Genomic DNA, 17,906 nt, shown 5'->3' with positions numbered 1-17,906 from the left:
ATCTAATGAGAAAAAGTATATTCTATGTCTTGCAACTGGTCATTATAATGAATATGTTCTCCTGTAACACGAATAAAGGGGATGTGGTTTTCGTTGAAGGTCCATCGGGAAATTTATCCCTTAAAGTTGAAAAGGAAGGCCCCGATTTGAGCTTATTAATATCCAAAAAAGAAGAAATTATGGTTAAAATAGAACTGGATACCATAATTAAGGATACAACTGTCTTTGGCAAAGACTACAACATAGGGAAGATAGAATTTTCATCAGAAAATAATGATTGGAAACCCGTTTATGGTGAAAGAAAAGAAATTAAAGATTCTTACAATCAAATAATAATTCCAATAATCAGCGAGCAGGGTACAGGAAAAGAGATTAAGGTAATTTGTAGGGTTTATGACGAAGGTATCGCCTTTAGATATCTTTTTAATGCCAAAAATTTTGAAAATATAAATTTAAGCAAAGAAACCACATCATTTAGTTTTGATAATGATTACAGCGCTTGGGTTACTAGTAATGTGCAAGGACTATATACCAAAACCAACATCAACAATATAAGCAATACAGTTGAAAGACCATTGGTCATAAAAAAGAGCGATTCAAGTTATTTAGCCATAGGTGAAGCTGGATTGGTTGAGTATGCAAGGGCAAAATTAAAGAAAGACCCACAAAGGACAAATACCTTGCTCATAGATTTGGAAGGGGAAGTAAATCTGAAAAAAGCGGGCTATGTTTCTCCTTGGCGTTATGTAATCGTTGGTAATAGCCCGGGGCAATTATTGGAAAACAATTACTTGCTTGAAAATTTGAACAAACCCAACAAACTGGAAGATATTTCATGGATTCGGCCAGGTAAGGTTATTCGGGAGGTAACACTAACCACAAAAGGTGGCCTAGCTTGCGTAGATTTTGCTGTAAAACACAATTTGCAATATGTAGAATTTGATGCAGGATGGTACGGACATGAATATGAAGACTCTGAAGATGCCACAACCATTACTGTAGATCCAAAACGATCTCCTGGACCATTGGATTTGCATAAAGTTATTGCTTATGGAAAAGAAAGAGGTATAGGCATTCTACTTTACATTAATCAAAGGGCCATGTCAAAGCAGTTGGATGAGGCACTTTCCCTTTATGAATCTTGGGGAATAGCGGGTGTAAAATATGGTTTTGTAAATGTAGGCTCTCAAGAATCGACTATTTGGTTACACGAAGCTGTCCGCAAAGCAGCAAAACATCATCTAATGGTGGATATTCACGATGAATACAGGCCTACTGGATTTTCGAGAACGTATCCTAATTTAATAACACAGGAGGGAATTAGGGGAGATGAGGAAAGTCCAAGTGTTTCTCAGAGTATCACTACACTTTTCACACGAATGCTCGCTGGAGCTGGGGACAACACTAATTGCTATCTGGCCTCAAGGGTATCCGAAAAAATGGGAGGAAAAACAGCCCAAATGGCCAAATCCATAATGTTATATAGTCCATGGCAATTTCTTTATTGGTATGATAGACCCCCAAATTCACCTCATAAGGTGGGTGGCGCCGGGGATAATGACATAATATTAAAAGAGGAAAACGGTTTCGAATTTTTTGATCATTTGCCAGTAGTCTGGGATGAAACCAAAGTGTTGGAAAGTCATATGGAAAACTATGCTACCGTGGTTAGAAAAAAAGGAGAAACATGGTTTTTGGGAAGTCTTGCAGCTAATCAGGAGCGTAGTTTGAATTTGAATTTTGATTTTTTGGATAATAACAGTAAATACGTGGCAACCATTTATTCACAAGGTACTAAGGAGTTGAATAGCAATACGGTTTCTATTGAAAAATTAGAGATAGACAAGAAATTTATATTTAATAAAAAATTAAAAAAAGACTCTGGCCTTGCCATGATAATCAGGAAAAAATAAACAGATTATATTGTTACTCGAAATTATACTTCTGCAAATTCTTTAAGATAGTTGCTAGTAGGAAATGGGGATATACTGTTCTGTTCCATCTTTCTAAAACGGATGTCAATTATCCAGTTGTGGAATTGGAGGTGAATTGTATATTGCCCATTCTAGCCAAAGTTTCGACAAAACCGTGGCATACGAAACGTAGACAAATTGAGGATAAAATCGGAATTCATTCAATATATGGAATACTAGGAGAACTGGAAGTCTATGTAGAAAAAGAGCTTTAAGACACCAACGCTTCGTCCGGAATATCTAATGCCAAGGTTAAGGCTTTCAGAGCACAATTCAGAGACGTTAGAATTACAGGATTCTTCCGATCAAGATTGACCCAATTATTTGCATGAATATCCAAATACCCAGAAATTGTACTTGTCCCAAGGTTTACGTATAGTTAAGATTACTAACTTCACCAACAAGTGAAATAACCGTTTATGATTCACTGTTCAAACGAAAGAGGGGCGATCACATTCGGATTGATAACTCATCGTATTTTATTGCTTAAACACTTCACACTTGACTTAATTATTGCATTATATAGAGCAATATTCAGTTAAGAGTACAAGGTTTTAATAGAGTGAAGTTCAACTGGATTGTAATATTGGATGTTCGGTCAATTGTTCCAATGAGCTGATTTTGTTATTTACAATATCATAACCGGTACTGTTTCTATCCAACCAAATAGCCTTCATTCCGGCATCTCGGGCACCGATATAATCTAATTTGTATGAATTACCAATATAGAGGCAATTTGACATACTTGTGTTTAATTCATTAGCTGCATATTGGAATATTCTTTTGTCCGGTTTTGAAAATCCTACCTTATCGGAAATAAAGATTTGTTTAAAGTATTTTAAAAGGTTATTGTTCTTTAATTTATAGATTTGATCGGCATAACTCCCGTTTGAAATAATCAATAATTCAAATTTTGATAATTGTTGTAAAGTTTTAATGGTGTCGTTAAAATTATGGCACGAATTCAAAAAATAATTGTCATACTTTTCATAAACTTCCTTAGCAGATCGCCTATTTAATTCGGATCCACAAATTTCCCAAAATTTTTGTATTCTTGCGACTCTTTGTTGTTCTAGTGATAGTTCGTCTTTAAAATATAATTCCAAAAAATGATTGGTAATATTGAGCCAAATACTACTAATATCAAATGTCGGTTGCACGTTTGGGAAGAAATCCTGATAAATAAGGTTGATTGCTTTTATATGGCCTTGTTCACTATCTACCAGAGTGTCATCTAAATCAAATATGATATACATTAAGAGGGTATTTACTATAAATTAGAAGCTATTTCTTTTGATTAGCCGAAAATCACATTTTATTTTTGCGAACGATTTATTTAGTATCATTTGAGCAGCAAGTTCACCCATCTGTTCAAAATCTGTAGAAAGTACTGTTAGTCCGTTCAGGATGATTTTGTTGAGTGGCGACTCGTTGTAGGAGACAATACCGATTTCATTGCCTATACCAAACCCTTTGGACCTTGCAGCCTCAACAAGTTCAATAAGTTCGTTGTCCAATTGACCGTTTAGAATTAGAAAAACTTCATTTTTATTGATCTTTTCTGGATCGACCTCACGGTGGAACTCGTACTTTATATCATAATCCGAACAAAATGCTTTTATGCCGTTGTGGAGATAGGGAGCATATAGACTTCCCGGCATTGAGATTATATTCAATTTCTGAAATTTCCTCAAGGAATCAAGCCCCTGTTCGAGACCGTCATAAATATCCTGTTCGTAATCTTGATAAATAGAGCCGAAATTTCCCTGTAGTTTAGACAAGTTGTGGTCAAGCAGTATCAATTTTCTATTGGGAACTTTTTTTAAGGCATTGAGTGCTCGTTGTTGAATATCTGGGATTAGAGGAAAATGAGAGGTGATTACGTAATAGTCATAGAGGTCTAAACTATCCTCAAGAAAATTTTCAAAAAAAGTAATATCCTGATTGTGTAGTCGTATGGTTATTTGGACGTTAGTACCTAATTTGTCAGAAAATGAGTTGAACATAGTCTGTTTATAGGTACCTAATCTATCCAATATCAATAATATTTTTATTTTATGATTATCATCAAAAGATATATAATAACCTTTTCCTTGAGTTGATTCCAGGAAATTTTTCTGTCTTAAAATTGAATATGCTTTTTTTACTGTTTCTTTAGAAATATTTAACTCTGAAGATAAATCATTTAAGGACGGAACATAATCACCTTTTTGTAAAATTCCAACCTCTATTAAGTATTGGATATTCTTTACCAATTGCTTATAAATAGGTTTTTTGGAATTTAAATCAATTTCTATTTTAGTTTTCATATAAATATAGGCAAATTAACATGGTGTTATTTTTAAATCAATTAAGGTTCATTTATTACCCTAAAACGATGTAACAACACCCCACTACACCACTGAATATGTTCGTGTCACATTAAATTTATTAGGGCAAAGTTCTTGTAAAATTTTTAAAATGGAAAGGAAAGAAGGTATTAAAAGTTTTTCAATTGAAATTTGGTTTAAAGTTTCATGCCGTATATAATTATCGCCTTTTTAATAAATCCTCAGGTCCTATATACAATGTTCCCCATTATTAGTATGCTGGGAATCCTAACAAAACGGTCAATATGGACTATGGAAGCCTAATTCTGCTGGGAACTAAAAAACGATAAATGTTGCTGTAAAAAAAGAGTTCATCTAAGTCGTATATATTTTTATCCCATTTTTGGGAAGGTTGATTAAAAATCAGGATAAATGGAAGAGAAACTATGATATATTGTATAATGAGTTGAGTAGTATCAATACCGTAACTTACCCTATTTCCCAAGCCCTATGAATACATAATTATTTCCTTAATAGTATGGGGGATGGCAACCTAAGCTTATATAATCTATTGTGAATACTGCAATTGTACCCAGATAAATAGTTGATATAACAAAAAAAAAGCAACAAAATATATTAAAAGTAAAATTATTTATATATGTTTGTATAAAACAACACCACACCACACCTAATTTAACAACTATGAAGAACACAAATCAATTTAATGTTAAGAAATGCGTTTTAGGTTTGCTACGAAGGGCACTTCCTATTCTAATTTTTGCATTTCTCAGTGCAAATGCCACAGCTCAGAATACTGCGATTTCTGGTTCTGTGACCGATGAAGACGGGACTCCATTATCCGGGGCCAATATTGTGGAAAAGGGAACCACAAACGGGGTGACGGCCGATTTTGATGGTAATTTCTCAATCAACGTGATCAATAAACAAGCTTCCCTAATTGTTTCCTATATAGGGTTCGCTACTAAGGAAGTAATGGTTAATGGTCAAACCAATTTAAATCTAACCCTGTCGGAAAGTGCAGCAAGCTTGGATGAGGTTGTGCTAATTGGCTATGGTACAGCTAAAAAAAGCGATCTGACAGGGTCAATCGCTTCTGTGAAAGGCGATGTTATTAATTCTTTTTCAAATGCATCAGCTACTCAGGCTTTGCAGGGACGTGTATCTGGTGTACATATAATCCAAAATAGCGGGGACCCTGGAGCTGCCATGCAAATACGAATACGGGGCACCAATTCAATCAGAGGTGATAATAATCCGCTTTGGATTATAGATGGTTTCCCTGGTGACCAAACTTTATTGAATGTTTCTGACATAGAAAGCCTTGATGTATTAAAAGACGCTTCCGCAACTGCTATTTATGGTTCCAGAGGGGCCAATGGAGTAATTATTGTAACGACCAAACGAGGAAAAGAAGGAACTACTAAGGTCGATTATGAAGAAAGTTACACTATGCAGTCCGTTAGAAAAAAACTGGATTTATTAAACCCAACGGAATATATGCAATTGATGAATATCCAACAACTCAACGATTATGGGGCAGAATACTTTTCACAAGCTGAAATCAATACAGGGGCGGGAGTTGATTACCAGGATTTAATGTTTCGATCAGCTCCGCTCCAAAATCGTTCTATAACTGTAAGTGGAGGAACAGAAAAAACACAGTTTTCAATTGGCGGAAGCTATTTCGATCAAAAATCAATTGTGAAAAATATAGATGGATTTAAGAGGATTTCTTTAAGAGCCAATGTGAACCATAATATAAGCAAAAGAATAAATCTGTTATTTAATGCAATATTAACACGAATAGATAAGGACGACCTGAGTGAAGACCTTAATGGAGGACAAAAAGGTACTGCTCTTTTTAGTTCAATAATTGCAGCACCACCAACACTTTCTCCTTATAATGATAATGGTTATAGAAATCTAGGGACTGCATATCCGTTTACTTTTTCTATTAGTAATCCTTTACTGTTTGTTAATGAACGCACTGATAAATATCGATCAAATAATATAATTGCAAATTTGGCCGCCACTTTCAAACCAATAGATGACCTTTCAATTAAAATATCGGGGAATGTTATGAATAGCGATAGCCGTAAGGATTATTATATCTCAACTGTTGGCTACGATGGTCTAAATTCAAATCCAGGCGAGGCAACAATAAACACGGTCCAAAATTTAAGTTTAAATAGTGACAATATTGTTACCTATAATAAAATATTCAACTCTATCCATAATTTTACTGCTATGGGTGGGGTTACCTATCAGGAAAATACCATAACATCACTTGGGGCTTCAGGAAACGGGTTTCTTAGTAATGATTATGAAACATACGATATTGCAGCAGCAAACACAATCAATACGCCAACATCTTCTTATACAAAATGGAATTTATTATCCTATTTGGGGCGCTTAAATTATTCCTATAAGAGTAAATATTTGGCAACCGTCAGTTTCCGTGCTGATGGTTCTTCCCGGTATAGTGAAGGTAATAAATGGGGATATTTCCCTTCTGGGGCTTTAGCATGGCGTGTTTCCGAAGAGGGTTTTATGAAAAATATTGACTTAATTTCCAATTTGAAATTAAAACTGGGTTATGGAGAAACAGGTAGCACCGCTATCAGTCCCTATAGTACTCTTAGTATGTTGTCATCAGGAAAGTTAGTATTTGGTGATAACCGTTACACATATTTTGCCCCATCATCATCCTTTCCCGGAGATTTGAGGTGGGAAACAACTGCCCAGTCTGATATTGGATTGGATATAGGCTTATTTGAAAACAGGCTTAATTTTACAGCTGACTATTATGTTAAAAACACTCGTGACCTGTTAAATCCGGTGCGATTACCTAGTTCAACCGGTTATAGTAGTTCTTTAAGAAATGTTGGAAAGATACAAAATAAAGGATTAGAGTTGCTTTTAGACGCCAATATAGCTGACAGTGACTTTAAATGGGATGTTTCAGCCAATATTTCCTTTAACCGTAATAAAGTAGTAGAACTTTATGACGGGCAGGATATTACAGGAGGTAGTTTCGGGTTGTCAATCGTAAACGACTATGTAAATCTTCTTAGGGAAGGTGAACCATTGGGCGTGTTTTATGCCTATCAGGAAGATGGTTATGATGAACAGGGACTTATAAAATACAAAGATAATGATAATAGCGGGAATATAACTTCGGAAGATAAAGCTATTGTAGGGAATCCCAATCCTGATTTTATTTATGGCTTTAATTCTACAATGAAGTATAAAAATTTTGAGCTCAGTTGGTTTATTCAAGGATCACAAGGGAATGATATTTTTAATATCAGTACAATATCTCACGACTATGATTATGGGATTGGGTTCAATATGTTGAGTGAGGTGCTCTATGACCATTGGACAGAAGATACCCCCAATGCAAAATATCCTAAAATATCAGAAGCATCTACGAACGGACTTAAGATTTCAGACCGTTTTGTTAATGATGGTTCGTACACGCGGTTGAAAAATATTGAAATAGCCTTTAACATACCTGTTGACAATCTTAGTATTAAATGGTTAAAGCGTGGTCAGGTATATGTCAGTGGACAAAATCTACTAACAATCACTAAATATCCATGGTGGGACCCGGATGTTAACTCGGCAGGTGGTGGGTCTTCAATTACACAGGGGGTAGACCACTTTACCCATCCTATTACAAAGAGTATAACCGTTGGAATGAAGTTAGGCTTTTAAAAAATAAAAATAATAATACAATGAAAAATATCATATTTTTAATATCAACTTTGTTATTAGTAACAGCATGTAGCGATGTTTTGGAGGAAGAACCAAAGGCCGTTGCGACTGAGACTTTTTATAGAACTGCTGATGAAATAGAATCTACTGTATTTGCTGCATATGCTCCTGTTTGGAATGCTTTCAAAAATGTTTTTTGGTTAAGCCTTGGAACGGAGGTTGATTATGCCGTAGGAAGGGCTTCCTTAACGAATTTCACTGATTGGCAGGATCCGCTTAGCGGATCAAATCAGTCCAGAACAAGCGCTGGTTGGGTAAATTTGTATCAGTCAATTCGTAATGCCAATTTGGTTATTGAGAATGCACCAAATTCATTGGAGGCTACAGATGATGAAATAACCCAATTTGTTGCTGAAGCCAAATTTATAAGAGCTTTAGATTATTTCTATTTGGTTCGGCTTTGGGGAGCAATTCCCTTAAGGACTTTTGAAAATATGTTGGATGAGAATGTTGCCAGGAGTTCTGAGGAGGATGTTTATGCATTTATTATAAGTGATCTGGAATATGCTGAGTCTAATTTACCTCTTAATCAGGATATTGGAGGAAGAGCAAACCAGGATGCGGCAAAGGCCGTGCTGGCCCATGTTTACCTACAATTAGAACGTTGGTCTGATGCCCGAGATAAGGCACTTGACCTAATCAACTCGGGTAAATATTCTTTGCTTGAAATAAACACATCAGATGATTATTATAATATTTATGGACCGGATGTCATCACTACACCAGAAGAGATTTTTTATTTCAAGTATAGTGTAGAATCTGGAAATTCTATGGCTGCTTATCGACATTCCTCACCTAGTCCATATTGGAATGCGACAAATGGAGTATATGCTTTGTATGCTGATAGTGTGAATACGAAGGTGATCAGTGAATGGGATTACAACGATTTACGGAAAAATTTTAATTTATATAATGCAGATATAGGTTTTGGGTTGACAACCATGTTATTCAAAAAATTTATCACCCCGGGTGTTGTAAACAACAATGGAAGTTATGATTATCCCGCTTATAAATTCTCAGATATTTTATTATTCTACGCTGAAGCAGACTGTAGATTGAATAATGGTCCAACTGCCGATGGAATGGAAAAATTAAACATGATCCATAGACGGGCTTATGGGCAGGAAACTAAAGTTGCCTCTTCAGTTGACTTTGTTTTAAGTGATTACAATGCAGATACTTTTATCGACCTTGTTTTAAAAGAAGGTATGTATGAGCAAATGGATGAAGGCAAGCGCACTTTAGAATTGAAACGCACAGGCAAGTTAGCTCAGGCTATAGAAGAAAATATGGGATTAACAGTAAATCCTGCCCGTTACCTTTGGCCTATACCTAATAATGAATACGACTACAATGGAGCAATAGATGTTACAACTAATCAAAACCCGGGGTATTAATTTTTTGGTCAGATAGAAAGATAATTATCTTTCTATCTGACTGATTATTAGGGTTAAATGGTTTTTGCTTTAATAAATAAATACAACGAAATTGTAATAAATATAAAAATTATTTACAATGATGAAAAAACTAGCATCATTTGTCATAATCGGAATTATGTCAATTGGATTTACATATTCTCAGAACGCATACAGTTCATGGGAGTTGTATAAATATTCAGGGCCAGGATTACAGCAGACAGGATGGTTGAATACTAAAACATCTAAAGAGGTAAAAAAATCTTCTCTATGGTCCATAGGCTGTGAAACTCTCGACAGAAATTATGCAGATTTCAATAAATACAAGGAGTATGTAGGTGAGCTAGGTGTAAAAAGAGCAAGGTTACAGAGTGGGTGGGCAAAATGTGAGACAAAAAAGGGAGTTTATAATTTTGAATGGTTAGATGTGCCTGTTTATGGTTTAGTGGAGCAGGATATTGAGCCATGGATAAGTTTATCCTATGGAAATCCAATATATGGTTCTGAGATAACTTTGGGGTCAAAAATATTTACCGACCCTAAAACAATGGATGCATGGCTCAAATATGTGGAAGCTACGGTAAAGCGTTATAAAAATGTTGTCAAAGAATGGGAAGTCTGGAATGAGCCAAATGGCAGAAACGGTAGTAGTGAAGCTTATGCGGAACTTTTGATTAAAACTTCTGAAGTTATTAAAAAGGTACAGCCAGATGCGAAAATTCTAGGATTTTCTTTATCACGGATACCATTAAAATGGACCGAAGAAGTATTTGAAATATTAAAGCGGAATAACAAGTTAGAACTTGTAGATTACTTAACGTATCATCCATACAATAAAAACCCGGATGATAGTTATGAATCCGTTGAAAAATTGGAAACCCTTGTCCATTCTTATAATCCAAAAATTAAACTTTTCCAAGGGGAGAACGGATCTCCTTCACAACTTGAATATACCCATGCTCTTGCGTTTTATCCATGGACTGAGATCAGTCAGGCAAAATGGTTCATGCGACGTATGGCCGGTGATAGGGTTCGGAATATCCCTTGTTCGATCTTTACCATTGTTGATTTACATTATCCTAATATGCTTCAGTCTTTCGGGTTGTTACGTGCCAATCTTTTAAACGATATTATATATAAAAGGCCTTCTTACCATGGTGTTCAGCACATGGCATCTTTTTTTGATGATTCTGTCATAGCTGTCGGCGAATTGGAATATGATTCTAACAGTTATCGGAAATTAACAGTGGCTGGTTTTAAAAAGGAGAATACATCTGCCGTTTTGGCTTGGTATAGTGACCGAATTCCAGATGATGAACTAAAATGGGATATTATACATCTCGACATTAAGGATACGAGATTCAAAGATCCTGTTTATGTAGAAGTTATCTCGGGAAAGGTTTATGAAATTGCCAAATCAGATTGGGAAGTTAATGGCGAGGATACCAAATTTAAAAACCTTCCCATGTGGGATAGTCCTGTTATGATAGCTGAACGCCAAGAGGTTGATTTAAGAACATGCCTAGATTAAATTCAAACAAAAAGGGATAATTAAGGATGTGGCTTAATTATTCTAAAAATATAGCGGCTGTCTTACGGCAGCCTTGTAAAACGGAATTCATTTCCATTGAGTTGCGGTAAGAATTATCAATGCAAAAAGTATTTTACAGTCAATATTTCAAGGCTTTGACTGAATAAGTTTCTGTATTACCAAATGATTCTTTAACAGGTTCTGTATTGAGAGTAGTAAGGTGTAGATTATTTAAATGGAGGGTATGGCAAAGAGTTTCTTAGAATATTAAAAGCAGAGGGTATGGTCAAATTGAAAATGATAATATTGACAAATATATTAATGATGATAGACTAATGAAAATAGTATTATTTAAGGATTATAAATGGGAAGTTTTAGGATTGCTTTGGTTTGCTTTTCTTATCAATCAAGGAGATCGACAGGTTTTTAATGTAGTACTCCCTCTTATTAAAACGGACCTTAACTTAACGGATGTGGAAGTTGGCGCAATTGGTACGATTTTCAATTTAGTTTATGCAGTTTGTGTGCCGATTGCCGGGTATGCGGGAGACATTTTTAGTAGGAAGTGGATTATTACCTTAAGTGTTATTTTTTGGAGTTTTGCTACTATGTTTACCGGATTGAGCAGTACCATTTTAATGTTCATTGTTCTTCGTAGTATAGCCACAGGAGGAGGAGAAGCCTTTTTTGGGCCTGCCAATTATACCTTATTGGCTCAATATCACAAGAAAACTCGTTCCTTAGCAATGTCATTACATCAAACATCATATTATATTGGTATTATCTTATCTGGGTTTATCGCTGGATACATAGGAGATAACTATGGATGGCGAAATGCGTTTTATGTATTTGGAGCAATAGGGATTTTACACGGTATTGTTCTTGCTTTTCGACTTAAAGACAAAAAGGAAGATAATGACAGCAATAAAAAAAAGGAAAAAATAAAATTTTCTGAAGGTGTAAAGATTCTTTTTCAGACTCCAACGGCATTCATTCTTACGATTGGCTTTAGTGGTTTGATTTTTGTCTTAGTTGGCTATCTTACCTGGACACCAACCTATTTATATGAAAATTTTGGTATGAGCCTCTCTAGTGCGGGTTTTCACTCTATGTTTTACACACATTTATTCGCTTTCATTGGAATAATAATCGCAGGTAAATACTCTGATGTATATGCGAAAAAAAACCCTGCAAATCGTTTGCTAATACAAGGAATCGGTCTTCTAGTCGCATCACCATTTATTGTTTTAATGGCAATCTCCAATAACTTGCTTCTCGTTTACATAGGTTTTGCAGGTTTTGGTTTTGGCCGTGCCTTTTTTGACGCTAATACTTATGCTGTCCTTTATGATGTTATTCCAGAAAAGTATCACTCTTCTGCCTCCGGAATTATGTTGATGATCGGTTTTTCGGTAGGATCCTTATCGTCTATTGTTTTAGGTTATTTTAAACCAATTATAGGGCTATCACTAGGATTCTCATTTTTGGCGATTGTTTGGGTGCTTTGTGGAATCCTATTTCTGGTAGGGTACAAATTTTATTTTATGAAGGATTATAAAAAAATCCACCCCGACTAATTTGACGATTGGAGGTGATTTAGTTCATATAAATATAAGATACTATAAAACTGATTTTAACTATTTAAATATAAGATTTTGAGATTTAAGGATAAAATAGTTCTTGTTACGGGAGCCACAAGAAATACAGGTATTGGTATTGCTGCCCAGTTTATAAGAGAAGGTGCCACAGTTTGTGTCAATGGTAGCTCTAAGGAAAATTTGGAGGCAGGTGCAGCGCATTTAAATGCCATGGACTTAATAAATTTTCATTTATTTGAGGCTGACATTTCAGATATAGATCAAGTAGTAAGTATGTTTGAGCAAATTAAGCAAAAGTTTGGGAGACTCGATATACTAATAAACAATGCTGCCAATCAGGGACTGGGGATGAAATTCGATACTATGCCTTCCGAAGATTTCTTGAAGGTACTGAAGGTAAATTTATTAGGTACCTTTCAAGTTTCCCAACAGGCGGTTAAAATCATGCTACCTCAGAAATCCAAAGGAGTTATAGTTAATTTGGGTTCTAATGTCTCGACAAGGGCAATACATGATCGAACTGCCTATGTTACCAGTAAAGGTGGCATAGATGCTCTTACTCGATCAATGGCGATAGATTTAGCCCCAAGGGGGATTCGCGTTAATATGGTCGCTCCAGGATATATTTTAACTGATCGCTGGGAAGAACTTTCGCCTGAAGTTATAAAGCGAAGAAGGGAAAATATCCCCTTGGGTATTGAAGCAACGTCAGGGGATATTTCAGAGGCTGTTGCCTTCCTGGCTTCCGATGCAGCAAAAAATATTAGTGGAGAACGTTTAGTTGTTGATGGAGGATGTTCTGCGCAACATTTACCTATGGATATAGACCTATAAAGCAATAATAATGAATAATAATTCTATAAGTATAACTTGGCTTGGTCAAGGTGGTTTTTTATTTGAAGCAAATGGGACACGATTATTGGTAGATCCTTTCTTTAGTGATATTGTTGAGCAACGTGAAGGTCTGAAGCGCTTAATAGACCCTCCCCTTGAAATAAGTGAGTTGAATCCCAATTATGTTTTTATCACTCATGATCATTTGGACCATTTTGATCCTATTTCCCTCCCAATCATACATGAGAAATACTCTGAGGCACCCATTATTGGTCCAGAAAGTGTAATTAAAAAAGCTAAAGATCTGGATTTCTCCGAATCGGTTTTACATATGGTTTCCAAAAATATGACCTATCAGTGCGGGAAATTTGAAATGGTAATTACTCCGGCATATCACTCAGATCCTTATTCTGTTGGATGTCTTTTAAAGGTAAATGACAAACAAATTTATTTAAGTGCTGATACTACCTTTTCAGATATTCTTGTTAAGGAAATAAAAGGCCTTGCACTTGGAAAAATAGATATAATACTGGTTTGTATAAATGGTAAATTGGGTAATATGAATTGGTCTGAGGCTGTTACTTTGGTTGATCAACTGCAATCTGAAATAGCGATACCCATGCATTATGGGATGTTTGCCGAGAATACTGAAGACCCCAATCTTTTTATACATGCTTGTGAAAAGTTAGATATAACTTCCTTTGAATTAATTCCTGGGATAAAAAGAACCATATAAAACTTAGAAGGCATGAAAATTACGAGCTTAAAAACATTTATCTGTCATGCTTACCGGACAAATTGGGTGTTTATTAAATTGTATACAAATGTTGATGGACTTTACGGGGTTGGGGAGGCCACTCTAGAATACAAGGAACATACTGTAGCCCAGGCCTGTAATGAACTAAAAAGCTTACTGATAGGCAAGGATCCACATCGAATTGAGGAGTTTTGGCATCAGGCATACAGGGATGGGTACTGGAGGGGTGGAGCAGTTCTAATGAGTGCAATTTCGGCCATCGAAATGGCCTTATGGGATATTAAGGGGAAGGATTTAGGTGTTCCAGTTTACCAATTGCTAGGAGGGAAGGTGAGAGAAGCTATTCCATGTTATGCCAACGGTTGGTTCTCTCCAGCAAAAACACCGGATGAATTTGCAGAAAAAGCCCTGCAGGCAGTAGGTCAAGGATTTTCTGCACTTAAATGGGACCCTTTTGGATCTTCTTATTTGCAAATTGATAGAAAAGGACTTAATGAGGCAATGTCTTGTATCGGAGCCGTATACGATGCTGTTAAAGATAAGGCTGATATTATAATTGAGGCCCATGGCCGTTTTGATATCCCTACCGCAGTAAGAATTGGAAATGCATTGTCGGATTTTGATATTCTCTGGTATGAAGAACCAATCCCCCCCCAAAACCTTGAAGGTTTAGCACAAGTTAAAAACAGGATTAAGGTTCCAGTATCTGCTGGTGAAAGATTGTATAATAGATGGGAATATAGAAGTCTATTCGAACTAAGGGCTGCGGATTTTATTCAGCCCGACGTTAGCCATGCTGGAGGAATCATGGAACTTAAAAAGATAGCTGCAATGGCAGAGGCCTATCATATTCCGTTCTGTCCCCACAATCCCAGTGGTCCTGTAGCCAACGCGGCGACATTGCAACTTGCTGGATGTGTATCAAATTTTTTTTTATTGGAAACTATGAGTAGTGATGTTTCTTGGCGTTCCGAAATATGTGATGAAGATATTACTTTCAAAAATGGTCAAATGATTATTCCAGATAATCCGGGTTTGGGTATTGATATTAATGAAAAAGAAATAGAAAAACATCCTTATGTTGCAAAAGAGCTTAGACATTTCAAAGGTAACTTAACGGATATAAGACCAGAAGACGCTGAATCATTTTTTAATAGATAGTTTGGTGGGAGTTATAATTTCAAGAAAAACGTATGAAATCGATAAATCAGGCAGGGAAAATAAAGGGAAAAATGTAGTGTTTAAAAATCTTCCGGTTTAGGACAGCGTAATGATGATTATGGAACGTTTTTAAGTCACGCTAAACGATAGGAATATAGATAATATATAACCAAATTAATAATTTAAATCATGACTAAAAAAAGAACAGTATTGTTGTTTGCTTTGTGTATATCAGCTTCATTTTTAAATGCACAAAAAGTTGACAGTGACTTGCCAACCGACAAAAACTGGAAGTTGGTTTGGAATGATGAGTTTAATGGCAAAGTACTGGATACTACCAAATGGGGATTTAGAGAACATATTATGCAAACCCGGCATACAACATGGACAGATGATGCATATGAATTTGACGGAAAAGGTAATCTATTATTAAAAGTTTATGAAAAAGATGGTGAATACTTTACCTCTCAACTTCAGACAGGAAGTAATTTTATGGATCGTCCGGGAAATCAGTACGCAGGATCAAAATTAACCTGGCCCATCGCCAACCTTCAAACTGCAAAGTATCTGCATAAATACGGCTATTATGAAATACGGTGCAAAATGCCAGCCCAGGAAGGTTGGTGGGTGGCTTTCTGGCTTCAGTCTCCAACTATTGGTTCAACTCTGGATCCCCTCGATTCCGGTGTTGAAATCGATATCATGGAAAATTTCACACGAAATGGAACCGTAAGCCATGCCATTCATTGGGACGGATATGGGAAAGATCATAAACATGCCGGTTCTGGCAAAATGAATTTGAACCTCAACGATGGAGAATTTCACACCTATGGTCTAGACTGGAGTCCTACAGGTTATATCTTTTATGTGGATGGAAAAGAAACTTGGCGAGTTGCCGGGCCCGTTTCTCACCGCGAGCAGTTTATTCTGGTTTCGGCTGAATGTAACGGATATAGAAATGGAGCCGCTTCTCCGATTTTGAAGGAAGTTAAATTGCCTGATTATTTTGCAGTAGATTATGTTCGTGTATTCGATGAAATTAAATAAGTTTTTAGTTATGAAAAATTCAATGTGGATATTTTTGTTTTTAGTTTTTGCGTGTACCCAAAAAGAAGTTTTACCACCCGCAGCCATTCTTCCTTTGCCAAGTCAAGTGCAATTAGATTGGCAGGGAAAAGAGATGTACGCATTTATTCATTTTACAGTAAATACATTTACAGACAAAGAGTGGGGATATGGTGACGAAAATCCGGATATTTTCAATCCGGTTGATTTTGATCCAAATCAGTGGGCAAAAGTGTTGAAGGAAGCCGGATTTAAAGGGGCCATCCTTACGGCAAAACATCATGATGGATTTTGTTTGTGGCCAAGTGAGTTTACCGATCACTCCGTAAAAAACAGCAATTGGCAAAATGGTAAAGGTGACGTTGTTGGCGAGTTAAAAAAGGCTTGCGACGAGAATGGTCTGGAGTTTGGCATTTACCTTTCACCATGGGACAGAAATCATGCAGAATATGGCAGGCCTGAGTATGTGGAATATTACCAAAATCAGTTAAATGAATTGTTAGATAATTACGGGCCAATATTTGAAATTTGGTTTGATGGTGCAAATGGAGGAGATGGTTATTATGGCGGTGCACGAGAAACACGAAAAATTGATGACCAGGTTTATTATAAATGGGATGAAGCCTTTAAAATAATAAAGGATCATAACTCCAATACCCTTGTTCGTGGCGATGCCAGAAATCCTTTGAGCGAGAGCCGGTGGTGCGGAAATGAGAAAGGATATATGGGAGAAACAAACTGGAATATGATTAATCCGGACACTTTACTGGCAATGGGAAGTAAACGTACTAACGGTTTAAATACCGGAGATATAAATGGAGATATTTGGATGCCTGCCGAGGTAGATGTTTCTATTCGTCCGGGGTGGTTTTACCATGAAACGGAAGATACTTTGGTAAAAACGCCTGACCAGTTATTTGACCTTTATCTTAGTTCTGTTGGACGGGGGGCACCCTTGTTGTTAAATGTAACGCCAAATAGATACGGTCTGATTCCGGAACAGGATATAGCTTCGTTACAAGGATGGAAGAAGAAAATAGACGAAACATTTGCGACAAATAGGGCGATTAACGCAAAAGTTGAGGTTGATTCGTATCGGGGAAGTTCCGAAAAGTTTGATGCATCAAAATTAATTGATGAAAATAAAGAGACATACTGGGCAACGGATGACGAGGTGAAAACAGGAACGATTTCGTTAAAATTGAAAGAGCCAACGCTATTGAATTATATTTTGATTCAGGAGTATCTGGAATTAGGGCAGCGGGTAAAGTCGTTTAATGTAGAAGTGCTTCAAAATGGTAAATGGGAGCAAGTTGCCCAGGGAACAACCATTGGATTTAAACGTATTCTTGAAATTGAGCAAGTAAGAACAGAACAGGTAAGGATTAATATTACCGATTCAAGGGCTTGCCCTGCTCTCTCAAATATTGAGATTTATTAAAAAACACAAATAACTGAAATATAA

The 17,906-nt window shown here is 36.2% G+C and carries 12 protein-coding genes; 10 read left to right on the top strand and 2 right to left on the bottom strand.

Annotated features, from left to right (window positions below; all coding sequences use genetic code 11):
* Positions 1-5 precede the first annotated feature (5 nt).
* Complete coding sequence (locus HPE56_RS08425; protein WP_188243332.1) at positions 6-1,913, top strand: glycoside hydrolase family 97 protein; 1,908 nt, start codon at positions 6-8, stop codon at positions 1,911-1,913.
* A gap of 629 nt (positions 1,914-2,542) precedes the next feature.
* Here HPE56_RS08425 and HPE56_RS08420 read toward each other — a convergent pair.
* Together HPE56_RS08420 and HPE56_RS08415 are read right to left on the bottom strand one after the other, a co-directional pair.
* Positions 2,543-3,229 (bottom strand): HAD family hydrolase, encoded by a 687-nt coding sequence (locus HPE56_RS08420; RefSeq protein WP_188243331.1) that lies wholly within the window; start codon positions 3,227-3,229, stop codon positions 2,543-2,545.
* Positions 3,230-3,250: 21 nt separating this feature from the next.
* Positions 3,251-4,282 carry a GntR family transcriptional regulator gene (locus tag HPE56_RS08415; protein ID WP_188243330.1) on the bottom strand — a complete coding sequence of 344 codons (1,032 nt, stop codon included), beginning with the start codon at positions 4,280-4,282 and terminating at the stop codon, positions 3,251-3,253.
* A 702-nt stretch (positions 4,283-4,984) separates the two neighbouring features.
* On the opposite strand from HPE56_RS08415, the gene HPE56_RS08410 reads away from it, so the two are divergent.
* From HPE56_RS08410 to HPE56_RS08370, 9 genes are all read left to right on the top strand, one after another.
* Entirely contained in the window at positions 4,985-8,020 is a 3,036-nt protein-coding gene (locus tag HPE56_RS08410; protein WP_188243329.1) for a SusC/RagA family TonB-linked outer membrane protein, read from the top strand.
* A 20-nt stretch (positions 8,021-8,040) separates the two neighbouring features.
* On the top strand, positions 8,041-9,477 hold the full coding sequence (locus HPE56_RS08405) for a RagB/SusD family nutrient uptake outer membrane protein (protein WP_188243328.1): 1,437 nt from the start codon (positions 8,041-8,043) through the stop codon (positions 9,475-9,477).
* A 118-nt stretch (positions 9,478-9,595) separates the two neighbouring features.
* Positions 9,596-11,026 (top strand): GH39 family glycosyl hydrolase, encoded by a 1,431-nt coding sequence (locus tag HPE56_RS08400; protein ID WP_188243327.1) that lies wholly within the window; start codon positions 9,596-9,598, stop codon positions 11,024-11,026.
* A 335-nt stretch (positions 11,027-11,361) separates the two neighbouring features.
* The gene (locus HPE56_RS08395; RefSeq protein WP_188243326.1) at positions 11,362-12,603 is read left to right on the top strand and encodes an MFS transporter; all 1,242 of its coding nucleotides are present in this window, start codon (positions 11,362-11,364) and stop codon (positions 12,601-12,603) included.
* Positions 12,604-12,681: 78 nt separating this feature from the next.
* Positions 12,682-13,458, top strand: coding sequence for an SDR family NAD(P)-dependent oxidoreductase (locus HPE56_RS08390; RefSeq protein ID WP_188243325.1), 777 nt, complete (start codon positions 12,682-12,684; stop codon positions 13,456-13,458).
* Between the two features lie 10 nt (positions 13,459-13,468).
* On the top strand, positions 13,469-14,194 hold the full coding sequence (locus HPE56_RS08385) for an MBL fold metallo-hydrolase (RefSeq protein ID WP_188243324.1): 726 nt from the start codon (positions 13,469-13,471) through the stop codon (positions 14,192-14,194).
* Positions 14,195-14,206: 12 nt separating this feature from the next.
* A complete protein-coding gene (gene dgoD, locus HPE56_RS08380) occupies positions 14,207-15,376 on the top strand; it encodes a galactonate dehydratase (protein ID WP_188243323.1) in 1,170 nt (389 codons plus the stop codon).
* Positions 15,377-15,565: 189 nt separating this feature from the next.
* The gene (locus tag HPE56_RS08375; protein ID WP_188243322.1) at positions 15,566-16,423 is read left to right on the top strand and encodes a glycoside hydrolase family 16 protein; all 858 of its coding nucleotides are present in this window, start codon (positions 15,566-15,568) and stop codon (positions 16,421-16,423) included.
* 10 nt (positions 16,424-16,433) lie between these two features.
* Positions 16,434-17,882 carry an alpha-L-fucosidase gene (locus tag HPE56_RS08370; RefSeq protein WP_223170244.1) on the top strand — a complete coding sequence of 483 codons (1,449 nt, stop codon included), beginning with the start codon at positions 16,434-16,436 and terminating at the stop codon, positions 17,880-17,882.
* The last annotated feature ends 24 nt before the right edge of the window (positions 17,883-17,906 follow it).

The sequence above is a fragment of the Maribacter aquimaris genome, assembly GCF_014596745.1.
GTDB classification, from domain to species: domain Bacteria; phylum Bacteroidota; class Bacteroidia; order Flavobacteriales; family Flavobacteriaceae; genus Maribacter_A; species Maribacter_A aquimaris.
This window is presented reverse-complemented; position numbering and strand designations above follow the sequence as displayed.

Excerpts from the sequence above, each read along its gene's own strand:
- HPE56_RS08425 (WP_188243332.1), top strand. The coding sequence starts at position 6 with ATGAGAAAAAGTATATTCTATGTCTTGCAACTGGTCATTATAATGAAT.
- HPE56_RS08420 (WP_188243331.1), bottom strand. The coding sequence starts at position 3,229 with ATGTATATCATATTTGATTTAGATGACACTCTGGTAGATAGTGAACAA.
- HPE56_RS08415 (WP_188243330.1), bottom strand. The coding sequence starts at position 4,282 with ATGAAAACTAAAATAGAAATTGATTTAAATTCCAAAAAACCTATTTAT.
- HPE56_RS08410 (WP_188243329.1), top strand. The coding sequence starts at position 4,985 with ATGAAGAACACAAATCAATTTAATGTTAAGAAATGCGTTTTAGGTTTG.
- HPE56_RS08405 (WP_188243328.1), top strand. The coding sequence starts at position 8,041 with ATGAAAAATATCATATTTTTAATATCAACTTTGTTATTAGTAACAGCA.
- HPE56_RS08400 (WP_188243327.1), top strand. The coding sequence starts at position 9,596 with ATGATGAAAAAACTAGCATCATTTGTCATAATCGGAATTATGTCAATT.
- HPE56_RS08395 (WP_188243326.1), top strand. The coding sequence starts at position 11,362 with ATGAAAATAGTATTATTTAAGGATTATAAATGGGAAGTTTTAGGATTG.
- HPE56_RS08385 (WP_188243324.1), top strand. The coding sequence starts at position 13,469 with ATGAATAATAATTCTATAAGTATAACTTGGCTTGGTCAAGGTGGTTTT.
- dgoD (WP_188243323.1), top strand. The coding sequence starts at position 14,207 with ATGAAAATTACGAGCTTAAAAACATTTATCTGTCATGCTTACCGGACA.
- HPE56_RS08375 (WP_188243322.1), top strand. The coding sequence starts at position 15,566 with ATGACTAAAAAAAGAACAGTATTGTTGTTTGCTTTGTGTATATCAGCT.
- HPE56_RS08370 (WP_223170244.1), top strand. The coding sequence starts at position 16,434 with ATGAAAAATTCAATGTGGATATTTTTGTTTTTAGTTTTTGCGTGTACC.